The sequence below is a fragment of the Streptomyces massasporeus genome (genome assembly GCF_014648995.1).
GTDB lineage: Bacteria > Actinomycetota > Actinomycetes > Streptomycetales > Streptomycetaceae > Streptomyces > Streptomyces massasporeus.
Genome location: NZ_BMSE01000001.1, coordinates 322,813 through 349,561 on the forward strand (window position 1 = coordinate 322,813; position 26,749 = coordinate 349,561).

The following is a 26,749-nucleotide window of genomic DNA, read 5'->3' on the forward strand; positions in this document are numbered from 1 at the left end:
ACGCGGACGGGTCAGCGGCGGCGCACCAGGGGGAAGGGCAGGGTCTCCCGGATGGTCAGTCCGGTGAGGAACATGACCAGCCGGTCGACGCCGATACCGAGGCCGCCGGTGGGCGGCATGGCGTATTCGAGGGCGTCGAGGAAGTCCTCGTCGAGTTCCATCGCCTCGGGATCGCCCCCGGCGGCCAGCAGGGACTGGGCGGTGAGGCGGCGGCGCTGCTCGACGGGGTCGGTGAGCTCCGAGTAGGCGGTGCCGAGTTCGGTGCCGAACGCGACGAGGTCCCAGCGTTCGGCGAGGCGCGGGTCGGTGCGGTGCTGCCGGGTGAGCGGGGAGACGTCGGTCGGGAAGTCCTTGTAGAAGGTGGGCAGCTGGGTCTTCTCCTCGACGAGCCGCTCGTACATCTCCAGGACGACGTCGCCGTGGCCGTCGTCGGCGGTGTACGGCACACCGACGCGGTCGCAGAGCCGCAGCAGTTCGGGCAGCTCGGTGCCGGGGTGGATCTCCTCCCCGATGGTCTCGCTGACGGCGCCGTAGACGGTCTTGACGGGCCACTGCCCCGAGATGTCGTGCTCCTCGCCGTCCTTGTGGGCGACGGGCTTGCCGAACGCGGCGGTGGCGGCGCCCTGGATCAGCTCGCGGACGAGGTCGAGCATCACGTCGTAGTCGGCGTACGCCTGGTAGGCCTCCAGGATGGTGAACTCGGGGTTGTGCTTGTAGTCCGTGCCCTCGTTGCGGAAGGTGCGGCCCATCTCGAAGACCTTCTCCATTCCGCCCACGCACAACCGCTTGAGGTACAGCTCGGGGGCGATGCGCAGGTAGAGGTCGAGGTCGTAGGCGTTGATGTGGGTGGTGAAGGGCCGGGCGTTGGCGCCGCCGTGGATCTGCTGGAGCACCGGCGTCTCGACCTCCAGGTAGCCGCGTGCCAGCAGGCCCTGGCGTACGGCCTGGACGGCGGTGGAGCGGGCGCGGACCACGTCGCGGGCGGCGGGGCTGGCGGCGAGGTCGAGGTAGCGCATGCGGACCTTGGCCTCCGGGTCGGCCAGGCCCCGTCGCTTGTCCGGCAGCGGGCGCAGGCACTTGCCGGTGAGCTGCCAGGAGGTGACGAACACGGTCGGCTCGCCCTTGTCGCTGACGCCCGCCTCGCCGGTGACGGTGATGTGGTCGCCGATGTCGGTGTCGGCGGTGAAGCGGTCCAGGGCGGGGCCGGAGCGGTCGCGGGTGAAGGCGAGTTGGTGGTCGCCGGACCAGTCGCGCAGGACGGTGAAGACGATGCCGCCGAAGTCGCGGACCAGCATGATCCGGCCGGCGACGGTGACCTGCTCGCCCGGCCGGACCTCGGCGAGGGTGTGGGTGCGGGCCGGGATGCCCACCGGGTAGGGGTCGATGCCGTCGGCGCGCAGCCGGGCGAGCTTGTGATGCCGGACGCGGACCTGGTCGGACAGGCGGGAGAGGGGGTCGGCGGGCTCGGTCCCGTCCCCTCCGGCGAGGCCGAGCGCCGCCAACGACGGCAGCCCCTCCGTGGTGGCGGGCCGCTGTCCGCCCTTCGGGTGCCCCTTTCCCTTTCCCCACAACGTGCGCATCGACGGTACGGAGACGAAGCCCTCGGCGATGCCGGAGGCGAGACCGACCCGGGCGAGGGAGGCGGCCTCCGCGTAGCAGAGGAAGCGGGGGTACCACTCGGGGTGGTACTTGGCGTTGGAGCGGTACAGGGCCTCCAGTTGCCACCACTTGGAGAAGAACAGAAGCAGGCGGCGCCAGAGGCGGAGCACCGGTCCCGCGCCGATGCGGGCGCCCTCCTCGAACACGGAGCGGAACACGGCGAAGTTCAGCGAGACCTTGCGCACGCCCAGCTTCGGGGCCACGGCGCACAGTTCGGCGACCATGAACTCCATGACGCCGTTGGGGGCGGTGCGGTCACGGCGCATCAGGTCCAGGGAGACGCCGTCCTTGCCCCAGGGCACGAAGGACTGAATGGCGAGGAGCCGGCCGTCCTGGTCGAGGGCCTCGGCGAGGAGGCAGTCGCCGTCGGCCGGGTCGCCGAGGCGGTCCAGGGCCATGGAGAAGCCGCGTTCGGTCTCGGTGTCGCGCCAGGCGTCGGCGCGTTCGACGAGCTGGCCCATCTCGTCCTCGCCGAGGGTGGAGTGGCGGCGGACGCGGCAGGTGACGCCGGTGCGGCGGACCCGGTTGACGGCCTGGCGGGTGACGCGCATGTCGCGGCCGTCGAGGTCGAAGTCGAGGACGTGAAGGATCGCCTCGTCGCCGAGCTGGAGCGCGCCGAGCCCGGCGCGGACGAAGGCCCGGGCGCCCTCCTCGGAGGCGCCCATCACGGCCGGGACCCAGGCGTAGCGGCGGGCCACGGCCTGCCAGGCGGCGATCGCGTGCGGCCAGGCCTCCCGGTCGCCCACCGGGTCGCCGCTGGCCAGGCACACCCCGGCCTCGACGCGGTAGGTGACGGCGGCCTTGCCGCTGGGTGAGAAGACGGCGGCCTTGTCGCGGCGGGTGGCGAAGTAGCCGAGGGAGTCCTGGTCGCCGTAGCGGCCGAGGAGGGCGCGGATGCGGGCCTCCTCGTCGTCGTGCAGGGCGGCTTCCAGGCGCTGGGAGCGGAACAGGGTGGTGGCGGCGTTCAGCAGGGCGAGCGCGCCGAACAGGCCGAGCAGGAAGTACAGGGCGTGCGGCGGGCGGCCGTCGAAGGAGCCCGCGGGCACCAGTCCGCCGCAGACCCGGTTCGCGGCCCAGGCCAGGCGCTCGCCGCGCGGCAGAGTGCCCGGGAACGCCTCGACCAGGGCCCAGCCGACCAGGATCGCCACGACCAGGCCCCCCACCAGGACGGCCAGGGCCCGGCGTACGGCGGCGCGGCGGGAGGCGGCGTAGAACTCCTTGCGGGCGTAGATCAGCAGGATCAGGGCGAGGCCGCACACCACGAGGGAGGGGACGGACTCGGCGAACTCGCCGACGGCCATGCCGAGGATGTCGGTGAGGACCAGCAGCCCCAGATAGACGACGACCAGCCACCAGGCGATCTTCTTGCGGGCACCGGTCGCTGCGGCGAGCAGGAACAGGAAGACCGCGTAGGCGAGGTTGGCGCTGACCGGGACGAGCAGCAGGTCCAGGAAGCGGACGAGGGGGCGCAGCCCGGTGCGCAGCGGGGGGATCAGCGCGAGCAGGGCGCAGAGCAGACCGAGGGCCCCGAAGAAGATGGCGAAGCCCTGCGGTACCCGGCTCAGGAAGCCGTGCGCCCGGTGGGGCGGCCGTATCAGGCCTGAGGTGTCGTCGGCCGTCCCGGTGTCCGCGATGACGCTCATGCTTTCGACTCTAGGAACACCCGCGCCTCCTCGCCCGTCGAGCGCTCCCGCCCCGCGGGGCCCAGGAGGCCCGGGGATCCCGGCCGCAACCGGGTGCGCGGACCCGGGCCTCCCGCCCGGCGGGCGGACCGGGGGGTTCCGATAGCCTCGCGGCGTGACGGAACAGCACTCCCATCGGTTCGAGCGGGGCACGGACGGTCCGAAGGTGATCGTGGTCGGGGTGGACGGCTCCGATTCCTCCCTGCGCGCCGCGGCCTACGCCGCCGGCCTGGCCCGGCGGCAGCACGCGCTGCTCGCCGTGGTGTACGTGCAGCCGGTGCTGGCGGCGGGCGCCGCGCTGGGGGTGCCGGTGGCCGGGACCACGGACGAGATCGCCGAGGACCTGGTGGCGCAGATCCGGGAGTCGGCCGAGCGGCTCAAGGGGATATTCGAGGTCCGCTGGGAGTTCCACACGTTCCGGGGTGACCCGTACAACGGCCTGGTGACGGCGGCCGACGAACTGAAGGCCGACGCGGTCGTCGTGGGCGCCTCGGAGCAGTCGGGCCACCGCATCGTCGGCTCGGTGGCGGTCCGTCTGGTGAAGGCGGGGCGCTGGCCGGTGACGGTGGTGCCGTAGGGGACCTCTCGGTGTTCGGCCGCCATCACCGGGTTCCCGCCGATCGGCGAGGCGGCCGAAGCAGGTGCTACTCCCCCATCACCAGTCCGTCCCCGGCCGCGCCGCGGCTGAGCACGATGTCGCGGATGCGGTCGCGGACGGCCCGGACGTCGGCGCCCTGGGCGAGCGCCCGGTTGAGGTTCACGACCCGGCCGGCGTCGACGTCGAACAGCTGCGGGACGAACTCCGCCTTGGTCACCTTCCAGCGCTCGCCCGGCCGTGCGGGCGGGGCGAAGGTGAAGCGGCCGAGGGTGGACTGGTTGCCGCGCGGGTCCTTGGCGCCCTCGTGGTTGGTCATCTCGCCGGCGATCTGGTCGCCCATGCCGTAGATGACCCAGGTGCCGTTGACCTTCTCGTAGGCCTGCGGGACGTGCGCGTGGGTGCCGAGGATCAGGTCGATGTCGGGGCGGTTCCCGGTGCGCGCGGCGGTGAGGTTCCGGGCCAGGGTCAGCTGCCGGTCGTCGGGGGCGTCCTGCCACTCGGTGCCCCAGTGCAGGGAGACCACGACCACGTCGGCGCCCGCCCGGCGCGCGGCGCGGGCGTCCTCGACGATCCTGGCCTCGTCGATGAGGTTGACGGCCCAGGGCTGCCCCTCGGGGAAGGGGAGGCCGTTGGTGTCGTAGGTGTAGGCGAGGTGGGCGACCTTGGCCGGTCCCGGCTCGAGGACGGTCGCGGTGCGCGCCTCCTCCTCGGTGCGTGCCGAGCCGGCGTGCCGGACGCCCGCGCGGTCGAGGGCGTCGAGGGTGCGGCGGATGCCGTCGGCGCCGTCGTCCAGGGTGTGGTTGGAGGCGGTGGAGCAGCCGTCGTAGCCGGTGGCGGCGAGGGCCGGGGCCACCTCGGGTGGGGATTTGAAGGTGGGGTAGCCGGTGTAGGCGCCGTCCGCGCCGTAGACGGTCTCCATGTGGCACAGGGCGATGTCGGCGTGGGAGACGACGGGGCGGATCCCGGCGAGCATCGGCCGGAAGTCGTAGCCGGTGCCGCCGGCGTCGAAGCGGGCCCGGTCGATGATCGTGCTGTGCGGGAGGACGTCACCGGAGGCGACCAGTGTGAAGCCGCGGGGCCCGGCGGCGGGTGCCGGCCGTCCGGGGCCGGGCTTGTCGTGTCCGCGGGCCTGGCAGGCGGCGCCTGTGGCGAGGACGACGGTCAGGGCCAGGGCGATCTGTCGACTGCGTGCGAGCATGCATTCACCCCACTGTGGGCGTTGTGGTCGTATTTACGCACAATCAGGAAAGAAGGCACGTGGCGCCCCACGCGGCTCCGACACGCCCATCAGCCCCTCCGGCACCCACATGGCCGGGCGCCCTGACCGTTCGTCGAACCGTTCGTCGACGCGATCGACCGTCCGCCGCACAGCCGGGTACGTGCCCTGTGCCCGGGCCGCGCCCTGCGGTGGCATACGGCCATGACGGCCGGATCCACTCTCACGAACGGAACGACCGCCGAGCACGAGCTCGCCGCACTGCAGCGGGAGCACGGCCGGCCCCTCTTCGCGCTGCTGCTGCGGCTCTGCGACGGCGACCGGCAGCGCGCGGAGGACCTGGCCCAGGAGACGCTGGTGCGCGCCTGGCAGCATCCCGAGGCCCTGCGCGCCGACGACTTCGACTCCGTGCGGCCCTGGCTGATGACCGTCGCACGGCGCCTCGCGATCGACGCCCGGCGGGCCCGCCAGGCCCGTCCGCCCGAGGTCGGCGACGCGGCGCTGGAGAACGCGCGGGTCATCTCCGACCACGCCGAGCGGGCCGCGGCGACGCTCGACGTCCGCGAGGCTGTGAAGACACTCACTCCGCAGCACCGTGAAGTCCTGGTGCTCGTGTACTTCCAGGGGGCGAGTGTGGCGGAAGCCGCGGCGACCCTCGGCATCCCGCCCGGTACCGTGAAGTCCCGCGCGTACTACGCGCTGCGCGCCCTGCGCAGGGTGCTACCGGGATACGCCGCCGACCTGCGATGAAACCAATGGGTGGGTCAAGCCTCCGTAAAGCGCCTTGCCGATGACCCCGGTTGAGTAATCGGCTGTTCTCATCCGTGTTCCGGAGGGGGCGGTCAGCGTCCCCGGGGCCCGGTGTCGGGTGACGCGCACGGACCGGAGGAAGGCAGGAAGGGATGCTGGACAGAGAGCAGGGGAGTACGGACGGCGCCGACGGCGAACTGACCGTCCCCATGGCGTGGTTGTACGCCGAGTACATCGCCGACGAGCTGCTGCGGACCGGCGATCTGATGCCGCCGACGTCCTTCGAGTTCCGCGCCGGGCGCGATGCCCTGGCGCTGACCATCTTCCTGTCCGACACCGACGGGGAGCTGTCCGGCATCCGGGTCGTCACCCAGCTGGAGACGTGGCTGTCGCTGACCGCGTACGACCAGCCGTGGCAGGAGTGGGTGCGTGAACGGCTGGTCGAGCTCGCCGTGGGCGCGGCGCGGTCGGGGCGGCCCGCGCCGGACCTGGCTCTCGCCGAGGAGGCCTGGCGCTGGCTGCAGGAGACGGAGCTGCTCGCGCCCGATCTGAACGCGGTGCCGGGGGGCGCTCCGGTGGTCGGGGAGGACGACGGGCCGAAGGTCTGGACGCCCGCCTGGCAGCTCGGACTGCCGCTGGGACACCTCGCGATCCATCTTTTTTAGATTTCTGCGGCCCCGGACCAATCCGGGGGCCGGAGGGCTCCGAATCCTTTGGTTGCGATTGTGTCACCGGCTTGAGTGATTCCGCTGCCTGGTCCGTACCGGTGGGAGCAAGGAGTAACCCCACCCGCACCCAACGGCACGAGGATTCGGCATGAGGTCCCTGGAAAGGCATCACGACGTCGCGGCCTACGCGCTCGGCGTGCTGGACGAGGCGGAGGCATTCCGCTTCGAGGACCACCTCATGGAGTGCCCTCGGTGCGCTGCAGAGGTGACGGAATTCGGCGCGACCACACGGCAGTTGATGCTGTACCGGCGGGCGACGCCACGGTTCGTGCACCCGATGGCGCAGCCCGGCCCGCGCATGCTGGACGGGCTGCTGGCCGAGGTGGCGACCCGGCGCCGGACCGGACGCAGGCGTCTGCTCTTCGCCTTGGCCGCCTCGGTCGTTTTCGCGGCGTCGGTCCCCGGCATCGCGATGATGGCCGAGGGCAGCGCCGAGGAGTCCCGGACGGTGGCGGCGACCGATGCGCGCACGGGCGTGTGGGCACAGGTCACCACCGAGGACGAGGCCTCGGGCAGCCAGGTCGAGCTGAAGGTGAAGGACGCCTCGGGTCCGCGCCCCTGCCACCTGGTGATCGTCGGACACGACGGCACCGAGGAGACCGCGACCAGCTGGCACGGGCCCGGCCACGACCACCCCAACACGATGATGGCCAGCTCCTCCATGCATCCGGAGGACATCGCCCGCTACGAGATCCGCTCGGCGGCCGGCGAGGTCCTGTGGAGACTCCAGCCGAGCTGACCATCCGTCCGCCCCTGTCACCGGGCGCCGCCCGCGCCCCGGTGTGAGACTGCTGGACGACGCACCCGGGAGAGCGCCGGGTGCCCGCGGTCCCGCTGAGGGGAGACGAGGTGACGACGGCAGAGACCGGGGACGGTCACCTGGAGGAGTTCCTCGCCGATCCGGAGAACGCCGCACTGGACCTGCCCACGGCGGCGGCCCGCTGCACCAGGGCCCTCGGGATCCAGAACTCCGTGGTGTACCTCGCCGACATCCAGCAGCGCCGGCTGGTACCGCTCACCGACGTGACCTCCTCCCTGCTCGTCGACGGCTCGCTGGCGGGCTGGACCTACCGCACCCAGTCGCTGCGCGTGGAGGAATCCGAGGCCGGCGGTATGACGGCCTGGATCCCGCTCGTGGACGGCGCCGAACGCCTCGGCGTCCTCGCGGTGAACTGCCCCTCGCTGACCCCGTCCGTGCTGCTGCGCGGCCGGGCCCTGGCCAAGCTGCTCGCCATGATGATCACGTCCGCGCGGGCGTACCAGGACTCCTTCGTACGGCGTCTGCGCGCCCGGCCGATGCGGCTGCCCGCCGAGATGCTGCGGGCCTTCCTGCCGCCCCGCACCATCGGCACCTCGCACGTCGTGTCGACGGCCGTGCTGGAGCCCGCCTACGAGCTCGGCGGCGACGCCTTCGACCACTCCCTGACGGAGACGACGCTGCACGTCGCGGTCCTCGACGCCATGGGGCACAACCTGGCGTCCGGGCTGACCACGGCGGTGTCGCTGGCCGCGTGCCGCAACGCCCGGCGGACCGGGGCGGACCTGCCCGAGCTGGTGGAGAGCGTCGACGACGCGCTGTCGCAGTGGCTCCCGGACCAGTTCTGCACGGGTGTCCTCGCCCAACTGGACCTGGCGTCGGGGATGCTGCGGTGGGTCAACTGCGGGCACCCCACCCCGCTGCTGATCCGTGACCGGCGGCCGCTCGTCGACGCCATGCGGCGCGAGGCGGACCCGCCGATGGGGATGCCGTCCCTGCTGACCGGGGGCAGGCGGGAGACACACGAGATCGCGCTGAAGCCCGGCGACCGGGTCCTGATGTACACCGACGGGGTCACCGAGGCCCGGGCCGTCGACGGCGCGGAGTTCGGGCTCGAACAGTTCGCCGACTACATCATCGGGGCGACGGCCGCGGGCGAGCTGGCACCCGAGACGCTGCGTCGGCTCATCCACGCCATCCTCGACTCGCCCACCAGCCGGCTGCGGGACGACGCGACCATCCTGATGTTCGAGTGGACACCGCCGGCCCGATGACCCGGGCCCGGGTCACTTCAGCAGGCGGGACATCCTGCGGTCCGCGAGCGGCTTGCCGCCCGTCTGGCAGGTCGGGCAGTACTGGAGCGAGGAGTCGGCGAAGGACACCTCGCGGACGGTGTCGCCGCACACCGGGCAGGGCTCGCCGGTGCGGCCGTGGACACGCAGTCCGCTCTTCTTCTCGGCCTTCAGCCGCCCGGCCGCCACGCCCCGGGAGCGTTCGACCGCGCCGGTGAGCGTGTCGCGCAGGGCCGCGTACAGCCGCCCGGTCTCCTCCTCGCTCAGCGACGCGGCCAGTTTGAAGGGCGACATCTTCGCCGCGTGCAGGATCTCGTCGCTGTAGGCGTTGCCCACACCCGCGATGAGGCTCTGGTCCCGCAACGCGCCCTTGAGCTGCCGCCGTTCACCGGCCAGGAGCTCCGCCAGGCGCCGCTCGTCGAAGTCGCCGGCGAGCGGGTCCGGACCGAGCCGGGCCACGCCCGGGACCTCCTGCGGGTCGGCCACGACGTACACCGCGAGGCGCTTCTGGGTGCCGGCCTCGGTGAGGTCGAACCCGGCACCCGTCTCCAGGGCCACGCGCAGCGCGAGGGGGCCCTTGCCGGGGCGGGGCGGCCCGTCGGGCAGGCGGTCCTTCCAGTGCAGCCAGCCGGCGCGCGCCAGGTGCGTCACGAGGTGCGGGCCGTCCGCGGTCCGCAGGTCGAGGAACTTGCCGTACCTGCGTACGGCGGTGACCTCCTGGCCCTCCAGCGCGGACAGGGGCGGTTCGTACGTCTTCAGGACGCTGATCGCGACGGGCAGCACCCGTACGATCTCGTGGCCGACGAGGTGCTCGGTCAGGAAGTCCTTGAGCGCCTCGACCTCGGGGAGTTCCGGCATGAGTCCAGAGTGCCACGCCGGGTCAGCCGGAGTCGGGCACCACGAACTCGCACCACACGGCCTTGCCGCCGCCCCGGGCCTCCACGCCCCACACGTCGGTGAGCAGCTCGACCAGGAGCAGGCCCCGCCCGGAGACGCCCGACTCGCCCGCCTCGCGGCGGCGCGGCAGTGCGCTGGAGGAGTCCTCCACCTCGACGCGCAGGCGGCGCTCGGAGCCGGTGAAGGCCCGTAGGGTGACGACGGCGGAGCCTTCGGTGTGCATCAGGGCGTTGGTGATCAGCTCGTCGGCGACCAGTTCGATCTCGTCGGCGCGCTCACCCGCTCCCCAGCCGGCGACCGCGGTGCGGATCATGTGCCGGGCGTCGGCGAGGGCCCCGGGGTCGCCGGGGGCCACGTGCCGCTGGAGCCGACGGCCGGACTGGGGGTGCTCGGGGCCGCGCCGGCGCAGCAGGAGCAGCGCCACGTCGTCGTCCCCGCCGCGCTCGGCGGCCACGTCGATCAGCCGCTCGGCGAGGTCCCGCACGTCGTCGGGGCCGGTGGCGACGAGCGCGCCCAGGGTGCGCATGCCGTCGTCGAGGTCGGCGCCGGGCTGCTCCACCAGACCGTCGGTGCACAGCAGCAGGGTGTCGCCGGGGTCGAGCTCTATGGTGCCCACGGGGTATTCGAGGCGGCCGAACTCGGCGGACAGGCCGAGCGGCAGCCCGCCGGGGACGGTGACGCGGCGGCAGGAGCCGTCGGTGTGGCGCACCAGCGGATCGATGTGGCCGGCCCGGACCATCTGGAGCACGCCCGTGGACAGGTCGGCCTCCGCGTAGAGGCAGGTCGCGGAGCGGTCGGTGTCGAGTTCGTGCAGGAAGACGGAGGCGCGGGCCATGACGGTGGCCGGGGGGTGCCCCTCTGCGGCGTAGGCGCGCAGCACGATGCGCAACTGGCCCATGACGGCGGCCGCGTGGGTGTCGTGGCCCTGAACGTCGCCGATGACCGCGCCGACCCGTCCGCCGGGCAGCGGGATCAGGTCGTACCAGTCGCCGCCGATGTCCCGGCCGACGGAGCCGCCGATGGTGGCGGCGCGGTAGCGGACAGCGACGTCGGCGCCGGGCACGCTCGGGATGGTCCGGGGCAGCATGGCCTGCTGGAGGCCCTGCGCGAGGTCCATCTCCTGCTCGTAGAACATGGCCCGCTGCAGGCTCTGCGCGATGCTGCTGCCGAGGGCGACGAGGATGTTGCGCTCCTCGGACGTGAAGCCGTACCGGTCGCTGTAGAGCAGGCCCATCACGCCGATCGGCCGGGCCTGGACGATGAGCGGCAGGTAGGCGGCCGAGGTGATGTCGAGGTCGGTGATGTGCGGCCACAGGATCGGGTAGCGCTCGGCGAACTCCTGCGGTGACTCGATGAAGCACGGGCCGAGAGTCCGTACGGCCTCGCTCATCGGGTAGGGCTCGTCGATCCGGGTGACGCGGGTACCGGGCACGAAGCTGCCCGCGGGGCCCTCGGCGACCAGGCGGATGCGGCCGGCCTCGACCAGGCCCATGACGAGGCTGGTGGCGCCCAGATGGACGAGGCCGTGGGTGTCCTTGAGGACGTCGATGACGTCCTGGACGGTGCGGGCGTGGGCGAGGGCGGCCGTGGTCAGTTCGACGACGCTGGTCTGCTCGCGGCGGGCCTCGTCCCGGGCGGCCTGGTCGAGACGGGCGTCGCTCTCGCCGAGTTCCCGGGTGGCGTCCCGGATGATGCCGATGATGCGACGGGGCCGTCCCGTGTCGTCGCGCCGGATGTAGCCCTGGGTGTGGGTCCAGCGCAGGGAGCCGTCGCGGCGGCGGATGCGGAAGTAGGCGCCGTAGTTCTCGCTGCCGTCCTTCAGGGCCCGGGAGACCGCGGTGTCCAGGCGGCGGGACTCGTCGGGCGGGACGCGCTTGGCGAGGGTCTCGGGGTGGTCGTCGTACTCGTCGGGGCGCACGTCGAAGACCTCGTGGGCCTGGGCGTCCATCTGCATCAGGCCGGTGTCCAGATCCCAGTCGAAGCTGCCCATCCGGTTGAGTACGAGGATCGGGTCCGGGTGGGCGGGCCAGTCGTCCGGAAGGGACAGGGCGCTCGCTCCCCGATCAGCCATGGGCCCACCTTGCCAGGATTCGTCCGATTCTTCGACTGGATGTGCTGAGTCTACGAGCCGCGCCGCCGGATCGGACCTCTGTTGATGAAGACGACTGTGGGGCCGCCGGGGATGCGTTCGGCGGGCCTAGTCGTCGGGGATGAGCCCGGCTCCGTCGGGCGGATCGGGGTTGTCCGGGACGGCGTCGGGGCCGACCTCGTCGGGTCCTGCGGGGTACTCCGGCTCGGCCGGCGGGTCGGGAAGCGGGACGGTTTCGCCGGACGTCGGAAGAGGCGTTTCCGCGTCCGGGAGACTCACCCCGGCCGGGGTGTCCCCGGGAGATGCGCCGCCCGCGTCGGGATCCGGCTCCGGGGACGGCTCCGTTTCCGGCGGGACGTGGATCTGCGGCGGCGACGGTGCCGGCCGGGACGGGTCCGGGGGATCCGTCACCCGGGCGGGGGGCGGCAGGGCCCGGTCGTGGCGTACGTCGTGGCCGGTACGGCGCTCGATCCAGGTCCGGGCGGTGACGTCGACGATCGTGAAGCCGGCGACGGCCTGCGAGGCCGGTGTCACGGCGATCACCCCGCCGGGCCGGTAGCCGGGCCAGGGAGCGCCTCTGGTGACCGGGGTGCCGTGCGACGCGGCCGGCGGCCCGAGCGGGTTGCCGCAGGCGCACCGGACGCGCGGCAGGCCCCGGTCGTCGACGAGGACGGCGGTGCCGGCCTGGAGGACGGACTGGTAGCGGGTGATCCGCCCGGCCCGGAAGCCGTGGCCGGTGACGCGGGTGTCGGCGCGCAGCACGACCGGGGTCAGCGCGCGCACGTGGTCGGGGAGCGCCGCCGGGGAGATGCCCACGACCTCGGCGAAGGCGCGGCCCCTGGCGGGGTCGCGGACGAGGTGGCCGACCTGCCGGCCGATGTCACAGCTGCCGGTCCGCTCGGTGCCGCCGTACAGGCCGGGCGTTCCGCCGGGGAGGGAGCGTGGTCCGCCGGCGGCGGGCGTTCGCGGGGCGGGGGACGGGGTAGCCGCCGTGAGGGCCGTGGAGTCCGTGAAGGGGTCGGGCCCCGGAGCCGCGGCGGACAGGAGGAACAGTTCTCCACCGGTGCCCGCGTCGTCGCCGAGGCGGGTGGTGTCGGGGTGCCGGGTGGTGTGGCCGACACACCCCGAGAGGAGGAGCGCCGCCGAGAGCACACAGGCCAGGACGACGGTCCCGGTGGGTGTCCGCACCTCGTCCTCCCGCTCACCTCGGCCCGTTCGGGGCCGTTCGTCACTATTGTTTGCTTCGGTCACTTGTGTCACGCAACCGGAGCGGCGGCACACGGAGCGTGACGCCCGGGCAGGGCGCCACACTGGGAGGAGGACCGCACCCCGTGGACTGGTTCGGCGCGTCCGACTACTGGCTGACCCGGCTGGTCTTCCAGCGGGCGCTGGCCGCCGTCTACCTGGTGGCGTTCCTGACGGCGGTGCTCCAGTTCCGCCCGCTGATCGGGCGGCGCGGCATGCTGCCGGTGCCGCGGTTCGTGGAGCGGGTGCCGTTCAAGCGGGCGCCGAGCCTGTTCCAGTGGCACTACTCGGACCGCTTCTTCGCACTCTGCACCTGGGCGGGCTGTGCGGTGTCGGCGGCGCTGCTGGCGGGGCTCGACTCGCTGCTGCCGTTGTGGGGCGGCATGCTGCTGTGGCTGGTGCCGTGGGTGCTGTACCTGTCGATCGTCAACGTCGGGCAGACCTGGTACTCGTTCGGCTGGGAGTCGCTGCTGCTGGAGGTCGGGTTCCTCGCCGTGTTCCTCGGCAACGACGAGGTGGCCCCGCCGGTCGTCGTGCTGTTCCTGCTGCGGTGGATCCTGTTCCGCGTGGAGTTCGGCGCGGGCCTGATCAAGATGCGCGGGGACGCCTGCTGGCGCGAGCTCACCTGCCTGGACCACCATCACGAGACCCAGCCGATGCCGGGCCCGTTGAGCTGGTTCTTCCACCATCTCCCCAAACCCCTGCACCGCGTCGAGGTGGCCGCGAACCACGTCACCCAGCTCGTGGTGCCGTTCCTGCTGTTCACCCCGCAGCCCGTCGCGACGGCCGCCGCGTCGCTGATGATCGTCACCCAGGTGTGGCTGGTGCTGTCGGGCAACTTCTCCTGGCTGAACTGGATCACGATCGTCCTGGCGCTGTCGGCCGTCCGGTTCCCGGCCGATCCGCCGGACGTGCCCGGTGCACCGCTGTGGTACGTCGTGGTGGTGCTCGCGGTGGCCGTTTCGCTCCTGGGCCTCGGCTACCGGCCGGTCCGCAACATGCTCTCCCGCCGCCAGGTCATGAACCGTTCCTTCGACCCGCTCCACCTGGTCAACACCTACGGGGCGTTCGGCAGCGTGAGCCGGGTGCGGTACGAGGTGGTGGTGGAGGGCACCGCGGACGACGTGCCGCGCGAGGACGCGGGCTGGCTGGAGTACGAGTTCAGGGGCAAGCCGGGCGATCCGCGGCGCTGGCCGCGCCAGTTCGCGCCCTACCATCTGCGATTGGACTGGCTGATGTGGTTCGCGGCCCTCTCCCCCGCCTATGCCGACCCCTGGTTCGGGACGCTGGTGGAGCGGCTGCTGGAGAACGACCGGGCCACCCTGAAGCTGCTGCGCCGTTCCCCGTTCCCACCGGACGCGCCCCCTCGGTTCGTGCGCGCCCGCCTGTTCCGGTACCGCTACACGACGTGGCGCGAGCTGCGGGAGACGGGTGCGTGCTGGGAGCGGACGTACGTGAGGGACTTTCTGCCGCCGACGCGGCTGGCGGGGCCGGTTCAGAGGCCGTAGACGCGGGTGGCGGTGGTCTCGAGGATCTGCGGGTGGTCGTGGGGGTCGGTCAGCCGGCGGGTGAGGTCCAGGGTGTCGCCGTACGCCGCGCCCAGGGTGCACACCGGCCAGTCCGAGCCGTACATCAGCCGGCCGGGCCCGAAGGCCTCCAGGGCCACGTCGGCGTAGGGACGCAGGTCCTCGACGGTCCAGGAAGCCGGGTCGGCCTCGGTGACCAGGCCGGACAATTTGGCGACCGTGTTGGGCAGGGCGGCCAGGGCGCGCAGGCCGCTCGCCCAGGGTTCGAGGGCACCGGCGGCGATGGGCGGTTTGCCCAGGTGGTCGAGGACGAAGGTCAGGCCGGGCAGGGCGGCGGCGGCCCGGACGCAGGCGGGCAACTGGTGCGGGAGCACCACCAGGTCGTAGACCAGCCCGGCGTCGGCGACGGCGGCCAGTCCGCGCTGCGCCTCCGGGCGCAGCAGCCACCCGGGGTCGGGTTCGCCCTGGACCTGGTGGCGGATGCCCTTGAGGTAGGGGCCGCCGGGGAGCGCGCGCAGGCGGGCGAGTTCGTCGGCGACGTCGGGGCGGGTGAGGTCGGTCCAGCCGACGACGCCCGCGATCAGGTCGTGCTCGGCGGCCAGGGCGAGGAACTCAGGGGTCTCCTCGGGCACGGTGACCGTCTGGACGAGGACCGTGCGGGTCACTCCGGCCGCTCTCGCCTCGGATCCGAGGTCCTTCATGGTGAAGTCGCGCCGGAGCGGAGCGAGTTCGGGGCCGGTGATCCAGTCCTGGTCCCGTACGGACAGGTCCCACACGTGGTGGTGGGCGTCGACCACGGTCATGCCGGCAGCTCCCAGACGACGGGCAGGCCGGCGTCGGCGCCCGCGCCGGAGTAGTCGTGCACGACGTCCAGCAGTTCGGCCATGCGGGCCTGCCAGGCGACGTTGGCCGGCAGCTTCTCCAGTTCGGCGAGGAGCCGGGCGTAGTCCTCGCACTCCAGGACGTGGAAGAGGTCGGTGCCGCTGCGCCAGATGGTCCAGGAGGTGGCGCCGGCGGCCCGGATGGCGTCGGTGAGTTCTTCCGGGACCTCGCGGTGGGCCGCCTCGTACGCGGCGATGCGGTCGGCGCAGACCTTGGTGTGCAGGGCGACTCTCATGACGGCTCCTCGGACGACGCCTCTGCGGGTACGGGCGCGTCGGCGGGCAACAGGCCCTCGGCGCGCAGGTCCTGCCAGAACCCGGCAGGCACCCGGGCGGCGAACTGGTGGGCGCAGTCGCGCACTTCGTGGGCCGAGCGGGCGCCGACGAGGACACTGGCGACGGCCGGGTGGGCGGCGCAGAAGGCCAGGGCGGCGGCGCGCAGCGTGGTGCCGTGCCGGTCGGCGACGGACTTCAGACGCAGGGCGCGCTCGACCAGTGCCGAGGGCGCGACGGTGTAGTTGTACCTCGCCCCGGGCTCGGGGTTGGCCAGCAGGCCGGAGTTGAAGGCGCCGCCGATGACGACGGACGTGCCGCGCTCCTGGGCCTTGGGCAGCAGGCCGGAGAGGGCGCTCTGGTCGAGCAGGGTGTAGCGGCCGGCGCAGAGGACCACGTCGACGTCGGTGTCGCGGACGAAGCGGGTCAGCATCTCCGCCTGGTTCATGCCGGCGCCGATCGCGCCGACCACGCCCTCGGAGCGGAGCTTCTCCAGCGCCGGGTAGCCCTCGCGGAAGGCCTGTTCGGCGTGCTCGTCGGGGTCGTGGAGGTAGACGACGTCGACCCGGTCGAGACCGAGGCGTTCCAGGCTGGAGTCCAGGGTGCGGCGGATGCCGTCGGCGCTGAAGTCCCACACGCGGCGGTGGGTCGCGGGCACGGCGAAGCCGCCCGCCAGGTCGTCGCCGCCGCCGTCCGAGGGTTCCAGGCGGCGACCGACCTTGGTGGAGATGGTGTACCGGTCGCGGGGGTGGTCGCGCAGGGCGGCGCCGAGGCGGCGTTCGGAGAGGCCGAGGCCATAGTGCGGGGCGGTGTCGAAGTAGCGGATGCCCCGCTGCCAGGCGGCCTCCACGGCGTCGTGCGCCTGCGCCTCGCCGACCTCGGTGTACAGGTTGCCGATGGCGGCGGCGCCGAAGGACAGGGCGCTGACCTCGACGCGGCTGCGGCCGAGCCGGTTCACCGGGCCACCGGGCGCAGCCGCAGGCCCTGCATGCCGCCGTCGACGGCGAGCGCGGTGCCGGTGGTGGCGCCGGACAGAGGGCTCGCCAGGTAGGCGATGGCGCCCGCGACCTCGGCCGGGGAGACCAGACGGCCGGTGGGCTGGCGGGCCTCCAGGGCGGCTCGTTCGGCGGCCGGGTCGGGTGCGGCGTCGAGGAGGCGGCCGACCCACGGGGTGTCGACCGTGCCCGGGTTGACGCAGTTGACGCGGATGCCCTCACGGACATGGTCGGCGGCCATGGCGAGGGTGAGGGAGTACACCGCGCCCTTGGTGGCGCTGTACAGGGCGCGCTGCGGCAGGCCGGCGGTGGCGGCGATGGAGCAGGTGTTGACGATCGCGGCGTGCGCGGAGGCCCTCAGGTGGGGCAGGCCGGCGCGGGTGGTGCGGACCATGCCGAGCACGTTGACGTCGTAGACGCGGTGCCACTCGCCGTCGGGGTTGTCCTCGACGGTGCCCTGGGCGCCGATGCCCGCGTTGTTGACCAGTACGTCGAGGACGCCGTGCCCGCCGAGGTCGGCGACGGCGGCGGCGACGGCCTCGCGCACGGACGCGTCGTCGGTGACGTCAGCGCGGTACGCGAGCAGCGGCTTGCCGACCGGCGACGGGTCCAGGTCGAGGACGGCGACCCGGGCGCCGCGCTCGGCGAGGAGCTCGGCGGTGGCCCGGCCGATGCCGGAGGCGCCGCCCGTCACCAGGGCCCTCAAGCCCTCGAAGTCGCTCATTCAGCCTGCTCCTTCCGGAGGTCGGCGGCCCAGAACGCACCGCCCGGGTAGGTGTACCGCGCCAGCGACTCGGTCCGCATGGCCGCCGAGAAGCCGGGCGCGGTGGGTGCCGTGTACCGACCCTCGCGGATCACCACCGGGTCGAGGAAGTGGTCGTGCAGATGGTCGACGTACTCGATGACGCGGTCCTCGGTGGTGCCGGAGAGGGCCACGTAGTCGAACATCGACAGGTGCTGGACGAGTTCGCACAGGCCGACGCCGCCCGCGTGCGGGCAGACCGGCACGCCGAACCTGGCCGCGAGCAGCAGGACCGCGAGGTTCTCGGGGACGCCGCCGACGCGGGCCGCGTCGATCTGGACGACGTCGAGCGCTCCGGCTTGGAGGAGCTGCTTGAAGACGATCCGGTTCTGCACGTGTTCGCCGGTGGCGACCTTCACGGGGGCGACGGCCCGGCGGATCGCCGCGTGGCCGAGGATGTCGTCGGGGCTGGTGGGTTCCTCGATCCAGTACGGGTCGAACTCGGCGAGCGCCTTGGTCCAGCGGATCGCCTCGTCGACGTCCCAGCGCTGGTTGGCGTCGACGGCCATGCGCACGTCGGGGCCGATGACCGAACGGGCCACGCGGCAGCGGCGGATGTCGTCGTCGAGGTCGGCGCCGACCTTGAGCTTGATCTGCCGGAAGCCCTCGGTGACGGCCTCGGCCGCGAGCCGGGTGAGTTTCTCGTCGTCGTAGCCGAGCCAGCCGGGCGAGGTGGTGTAGGCGGGGTAGCCGGACTCCAGCAGACGGGCCGTGCGTTCCCCGGCGCCCTCGCGGCCCCGGCGCAGGAGGGTCAGGGCCTCCTCGGGGGTGAGGGCGTCGGTGAGGTAGCGGAAGTCGATCTGGCGCACGATCCATTCGGGTTCGGCCTCGGCGAGCAGCCGCCACAGCGGCAGTCCGGCTCGTTTGGCGGCCAGGTCCCACACGGCGTTGACGACGGCGCCGATCGCCATGTGCATCACGCCCTTCTCGGGTCCGAGCCAGCGCAGCTGGCTGTCGCCGATCAGGTCGCGGTTCAGGGTGGAGGGGTCGGCGCACAGCTCGTCCAGGTCCCGGCCGACCAGGTGCCCGCTCAGTGCCTCGATCGCGGCGACCTGTACCTCGTTGCCCCGCCCGATGGTGAAGGCGAATCCGTGCCCCTCGTGCCCGTCGGCCGCGTCCGTGCGCAGGACGACGTAGGCCGCCGAGTAGTCGGGGTCCGGGTTCATCGCGTCGGAGCCGTCGAGCTCGCGCGAGGTGGGGAAGCGGATGTCGTGGGTGTCGACCGCGGTGATGCGGGCGGGCGTCGGGGACACGGAGTGCCTTTCGGTCGGGTGCAAGGGCGGGAGGTCAGTCCTGGGCGCGGCCGGTGGTGACGCGGGCGATCATGAGGGCGACCAGGATGATCCCGCCGTAGATGGCCTGGATCCAGAACGACGGGACCTGCGCGAGGGTGAGCAGGTTCTGCACGACACCCAGAAGGAGTACGCCGGTCAGGGCGCCGAACATGGTGCCCTTGCCGCCGTCGAGGGCGATGCCGCCGATCACCGCGGCAGCGAACACCGTGAAGATCATGTTCTGGCCCTGGTTGGCGCTGATCGCGCCGACGTAGCCGGTCTGCATGAGGCCGCCGACCGCGGCGAGGACGCCCGCGACGACGAACACGCCGAGCATGACGCGCTCCACGCGGATGCCCGCCGCCCGTGCCGCGTCCGGGTTGCCGCCGATGGCGTACAGGGCGCGTCCGACCCGGTGGTACTTCAGGACGAGCCCGGCGACCGCGAAGGCGATCGCGGCGAGCCACACCGACAGCGGGACGGTGAGGAAGGTGGTGGTGGCCGGCGAGTAGAAGCTGTCGGGCATGCCGAACAGCGTCTTGCCCTTGGTCGCGCCGACCAGCAGGCCGCGCAGCACGATCAGCATCGCGAGCGTCACGATGAACGCGTTGAGCTTGAACTTCACGACCAGGACGCCGTTGAAGGCGCCGACGGCCGCGCCCGCGACCAGGACGGCGAGCAGGGCCAGGGCGGCGGGGAACTCGGTGCCCCAGCCGGACTGGGCGGCGGGCAGCACGAGCAGGGCTCCGACGGCGGGCGCGATGCCGACCACCGACTCCAGGGACAGGTCGAACTTGCCGGTGATGAGGACGAGCGACTCGGCGAGCACGACCATCGCGAGGGCGGCGGAGGCGCCGAGGATCGAGATCAGGTTCCGCTCGGTGAGGAACGAGTCGTTGACGATCGTCCCGAGCACCATGAGCAGCAACAGGGCCGGCACGAGGGCCAGTTCGCGGGCCCGGCGCAGCAGCACGGTCCGCGCCGACCCGGTGCCGGTCACGAGCACCGGCTTCACCGGCGGGGCCTTGGTGTCAGCCATGGTCCACTCCTTCGATGGAGGCGATGAGCTCGTGGTCGCGCCAGCCCGCGCGGTGTTCGGCGACGACACGGCCGTGGAAGAGGACGAGGACCCGGTCGCAGCGCCTGAGGTCGTCGAGTTCGTCGGAGACGACCAGCACGGCGGTGCTGTCCTCGCGGGCACTGTCGACCCGGGCGAGCAGGGACTCCTTGGACTTCACGTCGACGCCCGCGGTCGGGTTGACGAGGACCAGGAGCCGGGGGTCGGAGGCGAGGGCCCGGGCCATGACGACCTTCTGCGCGTTGCCACCCGACAGGTCCGAGACGGGCTGCTCGGGTCCCTCGGCGTGGATGTCGAGCCGTTCGATCAGCGCGGTGGCGACGTGGCGCCTGCGCTCGGTGCCGACGAAGCCGAAGCGGCCGAGCCGGTCCAGGACGCTGAGGGTGGCGTTGTCCCCGATGGACATGCCGAAGACGAGGCCCTGGTCGTGCCGGTCGCGGGGCACGAAGCCGACGCCGGCTTCGAGGGCCCTGCGGACGTCGCCGAACGGCAGCGGCGCTCCGTCCAGCCGGGCCGTCCCGCCGGTGGGCGTGTGCAGTCCCGTGAACGTTTCGGCCAGCTCGATCTTGCCGCTGGCGCTGGACCCGGCGAGTCCGACGACCTCCCCGCGGCGGACGGTGAGGTCGACGTTGTCGTACGCCGTCGAGCGGAGGCCGCGAACGTCGAGGAGGACAGGGCCCGCGGGCTCGGCGGCCCGCTGCCGCTCGGCCGCCTCGGCGATCGTCTCCCCCGCCATGGCCTCCACCAGCGCCTGGCGCGGGAGGTCGGCGACCGGTGCGGTGGTGATCCAGCGGGCGTCGCGCAGGACCGTGACGGTCTGGCAGACCTCGTACACCTCCTGGAGGTGGTGCGAGATGAACAGGAAGGTGACGCCCGAGTCCTGGAGGGCCCGCATGCGGGTGAAGAGGCGCTCGATCTCCCGGTTGTCGAGCTGGGCGGTGGGTTCGTCGAGGACGATGAAGCGGGCGCCGAAGGACAGCGCCCGGGCGATCTCCACCATCTGCCGGTCCTCGACCTTGAGGTCGGCCGTGCGGGCCTCGGGGTCGACGCGCACGTCCCAGGTGTCGAGGAGTGCGGCCGCTTCGGACTTGAGGCGGCGCCAGCTGATGAAGCCCTTCCTCAGGGGCTGTCGGTTGATGAACAGGTTCTCGGCGACGGTCAGTTCGGGGACGACCGTCGGATGCTGGTAGACGCAGGCGACCTTGCGGCGCCAGGCGTCCCGGTCGGTGAGCGGGGGCGCGGGCTCCCCGTCGAAGTGGACGGTGCCCTCGTCGGGGGCCTGGAGCCCGGTGAGGATGCGGACGAGGGTCGACTTGCCCGCGCCGTTGCGGCCGACCAGGGCATGGGACTCGCCGGGCAGGACGGTGAGCCGGCCGTCGGCGAGGGCGGTGGTGGGGCCGTAGCGCTTGACGACGCCCCGTGCCTCGACAAGTGGGCTGCTCATTCGACCGTGTTGCCCCACAGCTCGGGGTCGTCGACGTTGTCCTTGGTGACCAGCGGGGCGGGCAGCTGGTCCTCCAGGATGCCGCTGGGCAGCTTGACGATGGTCGAGTCGTGGTCCGTCGGGCCCGGCTTGAACCGCTTCCCCTGCATCGCCGCCTTGATGTAGTACATGCCGTACTTGGCGTAGGCGTCGGCGGGCTGGGAGACGGTGGCGTCGACCTCGCCCTTGCGGATCGCGTCGAACTCCTGCGGGATGCCGTCGTTGGAGACGATGGCGATGTGGCCCGACTGCCCGGCCTTCTTCAGCATGCCCTTGGACTTGAGGGTCTGGAGGGTGGGCGCGAGGTAGACGCCGCCCGCCTGCAGGTAGATGCCCTTGATGTCGGGGTTGGCGTTGAGGAGGGTGTCGAGCTTGGAGGCCGCGGTGTCGGACTCCCACTTGGCGGGGATCTCCAGCACCTTCAGCTTCGGGAAGTTCTTCTTCACGCAGGCGCGGAACGCCTCGGAGCGGTCGCGGCCGTTGACCGAGGCGAGGTCGCCCATGATCTGCACGACCTTGCCGGAGGTGATGTGCTCGCCGAGGTACGGGCACGCCTTCTCGCCGTACGCGACGTTGTTCGCCCGGACCACCATGGCGACCTTGCCCTTGTCGGGCGCCACGTCCACGGCGACGACCGGCACGCCCTTGCGTTCGGCCTGGTCGAGTCCGGCCTCGATGGCGGCGCTGTCCAGCGGCGCGACGACCAGGCCTTCGACGCCCTGGTTCAGCTGGTTGTTGATGTCGGTGATCTGCTGCGAGGGGTCGCTGTTGGAGTTGACGGTCTTCATCGCGTCCACGCCCTCGGACTTCGCCATCTTCGGCACGTAGTCGTTGTACGACTGCCAGAACGGCGAGGTCAGCAGGGGCAGCACCACCCCGACCTTGCCGGTGCCGTCACCGCCTCCGGCCCCGGAGGCTCCGGTGTCCTTGGTACTGCCGCACGCGGCGAGCACCAGGGACGCTCCGGCGGCCAGGGCCACCGCGCCGAGCATCCGGGACGTGTTCCGCTTCCGCACTGTGCTTCCGGGCATCTCAGGGGGCTCCCATCGACCGGTCTTCCAGCAGATGCCCGCATACTTATCAGACCACTCCCCCGCCAGAACACCCTTCGACGCCGGATTTTCCCGCTTCAGGCTCGTAGTGGTCCGACCACCTTGCTGGTTAGACTGCGCCGGAGCGCGGTGATCGGAGGAGTGGCGTGGACGACGAGACAGCCCCGCAGAAGGGCACCGTGACGCAGCGCGCCATCGAGCGGATCAAGGCGATGATCGGCGAGGGCCGGCTGGAGCCGGGGCAGCGGCTGCCCACCGAACGCGATCTGGCGGTCCAGCTCGGCATCTCCCGCAGCTCGATGCGGGAGGCGATCCGCGCGCTCACGGTGCTGGGCGTCCTGGAGGCCCGGCACGGCTCGGGCATCTACGTCACGCAACTGGAGGCCGGCGACCTGCTGGAGACCTTCGGTGTCGTGGCGGACCTGTCGCGCGGCCCGCAACTGGTGGAACTGCTGGAGATCCGGCGGATCCTGGAGTCGACGGCGACGGCGCTGGCCGCCGCACGGATCACCCCGGACCAGCTGGCCGAGGTGGAGAAGCACCTGGCGGCGATGAACGCCACGGACGATCCGGAGGAGATCCTCGCCCACGACCTGGCCTTCCACCGGGAGATCGCGGCGGCCGCGGGCAACGAGACGATGGCCGCGATCCTGGAGGGCCTGTCGTCACGGACCTTCCGGGCCCGCGTCTGGCGCGGCTACCAGGAGGAGGGCGCCTTCGCCCGCACCCGCCGCGAGCACGCGGCGATCCACCGCGCCCTGGCGGCCCGTGACCCGGAGGCGGCCCGCGCGGCGGCGGCCGCGCACGTGGGCGAGGTGGAACAGTGGCTGCGCGCGCAGCTCGGGCCCTGAGGGGGTCTCAGGGCCCGGTGCTCCGCGACTACTTGAACTGTCCGGCCTGGTAGTCGCCCGCCGGCTGCTCGAGCAGGACGTTCAGCCGGTTCGCGGTGTTCATGAAGGCGATGAGGGTGACCAGCGCCATGAGCTCTTCCTCGTCGTAGTGCTTGGCGGCCCGCTCCCACACCTCGTCCGGCACCCCGCCGGCGCCGTCCGCGATCCGGGTCCCCTGCTCGGCCAGCTCCAGCGCGGCACGCTCGGCGTCGGTGAAGACCGTCGCCTCCCGCCACGCCGCGACCAGATGAAGCCGCACGGCGCTCTCGCCCGCGGCGGTGGCCTCCTTGGTGTGCATGTCGATGCAGACCGCACACCCGTTGATCTGGCTCACCCGCAGCGAGACCAGTTCCCGTGTGGCGGCCGGCAGCGGTGACTCCACCACCAGCCGCCCCACGGAGGTGAACTGCTTGACGAGCTTGCTCGCGGTCGGGCTGCCGAAGATGTCCAGTCGTGCGCTCATGGTGAGCTCCTTAGCCGTTGTCGGTGCGTACACCCCTATGAGGCAGCGGCCCACCACGATGTGACATCGACGAATGTGACCTGCGTCTCCCGTCTGCCGTCAGGCGCGCCGCAGCCGGAGGGTGACCAGCTCGAACGGCCGCAGCCGCAGAGCGATCCGCCCGTCCCGGATCTCCGGTGCCGCCGCGTCGGCGAGCGGGCGTTCCAGCAGGTCCGTCACCGCGACACCGGCGACCTCGAACCCGGCGGTGAGCGTGGCGCGTGCCCGGCCGCCGAACGCCTCGTGGAACCGGACGACCACGTCACCGCTGCCGTCGTCGGCCAGCTTGACCGCCGTGACGACCACCGCGTCCTGGTCCGACGTCACCAGCGGCGCCACCTCGGCGGCCCCGCTGAGGCGGCGTTCCGGCAGATTGATCCGCCAGCCCTCGCGCACCGCGTCCCCGATGCCCGCGCCGGGCACCAGCGCGTGCCGGAACCGGTGGACGCCCTGGTCGGTCTCCGGGTCGGGGAAGCGCGGGGCGCGCAGCAGGGAGGCACGGACGGTGGTGGTCGTACCGCCGTCGCCGTCGGTGCGGACGGTGCGCGTCACGTCGTGGCCGTACGTCGAGTCGTTGACGATCGCGACGCCGAAGCCGGGTTCCTCCAGGTGGACGAAGCGGTGGTTGCACGCCTCGAACTTGGCGGCCTCCCAGGACGTGTTGGTGTGGGTCGGCCGGTGGAAGTGCCCGAACTGCGTCTCGGACGCGTACCGTTCGGCGTGCACGTCGAGCGGGAAGGCCAGCTTGAGGAACTTCTCCGTCTCGTGCCAGTCGACCTCCGTGTCCACGACCAGCCGCCGCTCCCCCGGTGCGAGGGACAGCACCTGGGTGACGCGGGAGGCGCCGAAGGTCCGGACGACCCGTACGCCGTCGCCGTCCGGGGCGACCTCGTCCGCGTCGGTCAGGTCGGTGACCGTGTTGCGGTAGAACTCGTCCACGTCCCAGGCGTCCCACATGTTCGGGAAGTCGGGGTGCAGCTGGAGGAGGTTCGCGGCCCGGCCCGGTGCGACGGTCTCGCGGTCGGCCTCGATGTCGTACGCCGACACCACGAGCCCCCGGACGTCGATCTCGACACGCAGCAGGCCGTTGTCCAGGACGTGCCCGCCGCCGGGACGGTCGGTCAGGGCCGTGCGGTCCTGACCGGCCGGGGTGCGCGCACCGCCCGCCGGGACGCCGGCCCGGGTGTGCGGGGCGGCGTTGAAGACGAGCGGGGTGTCGCCCTCGCCGGCCAGGGAGCGCTGGGCGGACTCGATGATCCGGTTCAGCTCCTCGGCGACCCGTTCGTACGTGCGCCGGGCCTCCCGGTGCACCCAGGCGATGGACGAGCCGGGCAGGATGTCGTGGAACTGGTGCAGCAGCACCGTCTTCCAGATGCGGTCCAGGTCCTCGTAGGGGTAGGGGAACCCGCTGCGCACGGCCGCCGTGGTCGCCCAGAGCTCGGCCTCCCGGAGCAGGTGTTCGCTGCGGCGGTTGCCCTGCTTGGTCTTGGCCTGGCTGGTGAGGGTGGCGCGGTGCAGTTCGAGGTAGAGCTCGCCGACCCACACCGGTGGTTCCGGGTACTCGGCGGACGCCTTCTCGAAGAAGGCCTGCGGGGTCTCCCAGGTCACCGTGGCCGAGCCTTCGAGGTCGCGCAGGCGGGCCGCCTTGGCGACCATCTCGCGAGTCGTGCCGCCGCCTCCGTCACCCCAGCCGGTGGGCGCGAGGGAGTGGCGGGCGACGCCCTTGTCCTTGAAGTTGCGGGCCGTGTGGGCGATCTCGCCGCCCTTCATGGAGCAGTTGTAGGTGTCGACGGGCGGGAAGTGCGTGAAGATCCGGGTGCCGTCGATGCCCTCCCACCGGAACGTGTGGTGCGGGAACTTGTTCGTCTGTGACCAGCTGATCTTCTGCGTCAGCAGGAACTTGGAGCCCGCCGCCTTGATGATCTGCGGCAGTCCGGCGGCGAAGCCGAAGGTGTCGGGGAGCCAGGCCTCGTCGTTCTCGATGCCGAACTCGTCGAGGAAGAACCGCTTGCCGTGCACGAACTGCCGGGCCATCGCCTCCGAGCCGGGCATGTTGGTGTCGGACTCCACCCACATGCCACCGGCCGGCACGAACCGCCCGTCGGCCACGGCCTTCTTCACCCGGGCCCACACCTCGGGCCGGTGGTCGCGCACCCACGCCCACTGCTGCGCCTGGGACATGGCGAAGACGAAGTCGGGCTCGTCGTCGAGGAGCGCGGTCATGTTGGACGTCGTCCGGGCCACCTTGCGCACGGTCTCGCGCAGCGGCCAGAGCCACGCCGAGTCGATGTGCGCGTGCCCGACGGCGCTGATCCGGTGGGCGGAGGGTGCGGCGGGGGTGGCGAGGACCTCGATGAGTCGCGAACGGGCCCGGTCCGCCGTGCCGTTGACGTCCTGGAGGTCAAGGGCGTCGAGCGCCTTGTCGACCGCCCGCAGGATGTCCCAGCGGCGCGCGGACTCCACGGGCAGCTCGGCCATCAGCTCGCCGAGCACCTCCAGGTCGATCACGAGCTGCCACACGGTGTCGTCGAACACCGCGAGATCCATGCGGGCGAGGGTGTACTGCGGTTCGCTGCCGGCGGTCTCCTTGTCGCCGAGCCGCGTGGGCAGGAAGGGGTGGTAGTCGAGGATGACGGGGTTGGAGGCGGCCTCGATGTGCAGCCGCACCTGCTCCCCGCCCTCGGCGGGGGCGCCGACGCGGACCCACTGGTTGCGCGGGTTGAGGCCCTTCACCGGAGTGCCGTCGGGCCGGTGGACCAGGCCCTCGCACTGGAAGCCGGGCATGTTCTCGTCGAAGCCGAGGTCGAGGATCGCCTCGACGGTCCTCCCGGCCCAGGTCTCGGGGACGGTGCCGGTCACGCGGAACCAGCTGGTGCCCCAGGGAGCACCCCACCGGGCGCCCACCTCGATCGGCTCGGGCTCGGCGGCGAGTCCCTCGGCGACCGGCACCGGCTCGCCGGGCGCGTGCCACACCGCGACGTCCAGCGGCACGGACTCGGGGTACACGGCGGGGCGGACGCGCTCGTCGAGGACGCGCTTGAGGCGGGCTTCGACCAGGCTGCGGTCGTCATGCATGCGGA

Annotated in this window: 22 protein-coding genes; 7 read left to right on the forward strand and 15 right to left on the reverse strand. The window is 72.4% G+C overall.

Annotation, left to right across the window (positions count from 1 at the left end; translation table 11 throughout):
• Positions 1-11: 11 nt before the first annotated feature.
• Positions 12-3,302: a bifunctional lysylphosphatidylglycerol synthetase/lysine--tRNA ligase LysX gene (lysX, locus tag IE153_RS01585; RefSeq protein ID WP_189587739.1), complete on the reverse strand. Its 3,291-nt coding sequence runs from the start codon at positions 3,300-3,302 to the stop codon at positions 12-14.
• A 154-nt stretch (positions 3,303-3,456) separates the two neighbouring features.
• Here lysX and IE153_RS01590 point away from each other — a divergent pair, with 154 nt between their 5' ends.
• On the forward strand, positions 3,457-3,918 hold the full coding sequence (locus IE153_RS01590; protein ID WP_189587740.1) for a universal stress protein: 462 nt from the start codon (positions 3,457-3,459) through the stop codon (positions 3,916-3,918).
• Positions 3,919-3,985: 67 nt separating this feature from the next.
• On the opposite strand, the gene IE153_RS01595 is transcribed toward IE153_RS01590, so the two are convergent.
• Positions 3,986-5,137 carry a CapA family protein gene (locus IE153_RS01595; protein ID WP_189587741.1) on the reverse strand — a complete coding sequence of 384 codons (1,152 nt, stop codon included), beginning with the start codon at positions 5,135-5,137 and terminating at the stop codon, positions 3,986-3,988.
• Between the two features lie 222 nt (positions 5,138-5,359).
• Between IE153_RS01595 and IE153_RS01600 the strand changes: the two genes are divergently transcribed.
• The 4 genes from IE153_RS01600 (at position 5,360) to IE153_RS01615 (ending at position 8,664) form a co-directional block, all read left to right on the forward strand.
• Entirely contained in the window at positions 5,360-5,905 is a 546-nt protein-coding gene (locus IE153_RS01600) for a sigma-70 family RNA polymerase sigma factor (RefSeq protein ID WP_189587742.1), read from the forward strand.
• Positions 5,906-6,057: 152 nt separating this feature from the next.
• Positions 6,058-6,570 carry a hypothetical protein gene (locus IE153_RS01605; RefSeq protein ID WP_189587743.1) on the forward strand — a complete coding sequence of 171 codons (513 nt, stop codon included), beginning with the start codon at positions 6,058-6,060 and terminating at the stop codon, positions 6,568-6,570.
• Between the two features lie 151 nt (positions 6,571-6,721).
• Entirely contained in the window at positions 6,722-7,372 is a 651-nt protein-coding gene (locus tag IE153_RS01610; RefSeq protein ID WP_189587744.1) for a zf-HC2 domain-containing protein, read from the forward strand.
• Between the two features lie 110 nt (positions 7,373-7,482).
• Positions 7,483-8,664 (forward strand): PP2C family protein-serine/threonine phosphatase, encoded by a 1,182-nt coding sequence (locus IE153_RS01615; RefSeq protein WP_189587746.1) that lies wholly within the window; start codon positions 7,483-7,485, stop codon positions 8,662-8,664.
• Positions 8,665-8,676: 12 nt separating this feature from the next.
• On the opposite strand, the gene IE153_RS01620 is transcribed toward IE153_RS01615, so the two are convergent.
• The 3 genes from IE153_RS01620 to IE153_RS01630 form a co-directional block, all read right to left on the reverse strand.
• Positions 8,677-9,540: an Fpg/Nei family DNA glycosylase gene (locus IE153_RS01620; RefSeq protein ID WP_189587748.1), complete on the reverse strand. Its 864-nt coding sequence runs from the start codon at positions 9,538-9,540 to the stop codon at positions 8,677-8,679.
• Positions 9,541-9,562: 22 nt separating this feature from the next.
• Complete coding sequence (locus IE153_RS01625) at positions 9,563-11,650, reverse strand: SpoIIE family protein phosphatase (RefSeq protein ID WP_189587750.1); 2,088 nt, start codon at positions 11,648-11,650, stop codon at positions 9,563-9,565.
• 126 nt (positions 11,651-11,776) lie between these two features.
• Complete coding sequence (locus tag IE153_RS01630; protein WP_189587752.1) at positions 11,777-12,856, reverse strand: DUF6777 domain-containing protein; 1,080 nt, start codon at positions 12,854-12,856, stop codon at positions 11,777-11,779.
• Positions 12,857-12,999: 143 nt separating this feature from the next.
• Between IE153_RS01630 and IE153_RS01635 the strand changes: the two genes are divergently transcribed.
• Positions 13,000-14,421, forward strand: a complete 1,422-nt coding sequence (locus IE153_RS01635; protein ID WP_189587753.1) for a lipase maturation factor family protein — start codon at positions 13,000-13,002, stop codon at positions 14,419-14,421.
• On the opposite strand, the gene IE153_RS01640 is transcribed toward IE153_RS01635, so the two are convergent.
• From IE153_RS01640 to IE153_RS01675, 8 genes are read right to left on the reverse strand one after another with little or no spacing between them, the layout of a single operon-like run.
• A complete protein-coding gene (locus tag IE153_RS01640) occupies positions 14,409-15,242 on the reverse strand; it encodes an amidohydrolase family protein (protein ID WP_189587755.1) in 834 nt (277 codons plus the stop codon). The two genes, IE153_RS01635 and IE153_RS01640, sit on opposite strands and share 13 nt — an antisense overlap.
• Positions 15,239-15,556 carry an L-rhamnose mutarotase gene (locus IE153_RS01645; RefSeq protein WP_189587757.1) on the reverse strand — a complete coding sequence of 106 codons (318 nt, stop codon included), beginning with the start codon at positions 15,554-15,556 and terminating at the stop codon, positions 15,239-15,241. Before IE153_RS01645 ends, IE153_RS01640 begins: the two co-directional genes overlap by 4 nt.
• Entirely contained in the window at positions 15,553-16,551 is a 999-nt protein-coding gene (locus IE153_RS01650) for an aldo/keto reductase (RefSeq protein WP_189587759.1), read from the reverse strand. Before IE153_RS01650 ends, IE153_RS01645 begins: the two co-directional genes overlap by 4 nt.
• Complete coding sequence (locus IE153_RS01655; RefSeq protein WP_189587761.1) at positions 16,548-17,312, reverse strand: SDR family NAD(P)-dependent oxidoreductase; 765 nt, start codon at positions 17,310-17,312, stop codon at positions 16,548-16,550. Before IE153_RS01655 ends, IE153_RS01650 begins: the two co-directional genes overlap by 4 nt.
• Positions 17,309-18,643, reverse strand: coding sequence for an L-fuconate dehydratase (locus tag IE153_RS01660; RefSeq protein ID WP_189587763.1), 1,335 nt, complete (start codon positions 18,641-18,643; stop codon positions 17,309-17,311). Before IE153_RS01660 ends, IE153_RS01655 begins: the two co-directional genes overlap by 4 nt.
• Positions 18,644-18,677: 34 nt before the next feature.
• Positions 18,678-19,703 (reverse strand): ABC transporter permease, encoded by a 1,026-nt coding sequence (locus IE153_RS01665; RefSeq protein WP_189587765.1) that lies wholly within the window; start codon positions 19,701-19,703, stop codon positions 18,678-18,680.
• Positions 19,696-21,186, reverse strand: a complete 1,491-nt coding sequence (locus IE153_RS01670; protein ID WP_189587767.1) for a sugar ABC transporter ATP-binding protein — start codon at positions 21,184-21,186, stop codon at positions 19,696-19,698. Before IE153_RS01670 ends, IE153_RS01665 begins: the two co-directional genes overlap by 8 nt.
• The gene (locus IE153_RS01675) at positions 21,183-22,256 is read right to left on the reverse strand and encodes a sugar ABC transporter substrate-binding protein (protein ID WP_189587769.1); all 1,074 of its coding nucleotides are present in this window, start codon (positions 22,254-22,256) and stop codon (positions 21,183-21,185) included. Before IE153_RS01675 ends, IE153_RS01670 begins: the two co-directional genes overlap by 4 nt.
• Before the next feature lie 167 nt (positions 22,257-22,423).
• On the opposite strand from IE153_RS01675, the gene IE153_RS01680 reads away from it, so the two are divergent.
• Complete coding sequence (locus tag IE153_RS01680; protein WP_031107763.1) at positions 22,424-23,128, forward strand: FadR/GntR family transcriptional regulator; 705 nt, start codon at positions 22,424-22,426, stop codon at positions 23,126-23,128.
• Between the two features lie 28 nt (positions 23,129-23,156).
• On the opposite strand, the gene IE153_RS01685 is transcribed toward IE153_RS01680, so the two are convergent.
• Together IE153_RS01685 and IE153_RS01690 are read right to left on the reverse strand one after the other, a co-directional pair.
• Complete coding sequence (locus IE153_RS01685) at positions 23,157-23,630, reverse strand: carboxymuconolactone decarboxylase family protein (protein ID WP_189587771.1); 474 nt, start codon at positions 23,628-23,630, stop codon at positions 23,157-23,159.
• A gap of 99 nt (positions 23,631-23,729) precedes the next feature.
• Positions 23,730-26,744: an alpha-mannosidase gene (locus IE153_RS01690; RefSeq protein ID WP_189587773.1), complete on the reverse strand. Its 3,015-nt coding sequence runs from the start codon at positions 26,742-26,744 to the stop codon at positions 23,730-23,732.
• Positions 26,745-26,749 lie beyond the last annotated feature (5 nt).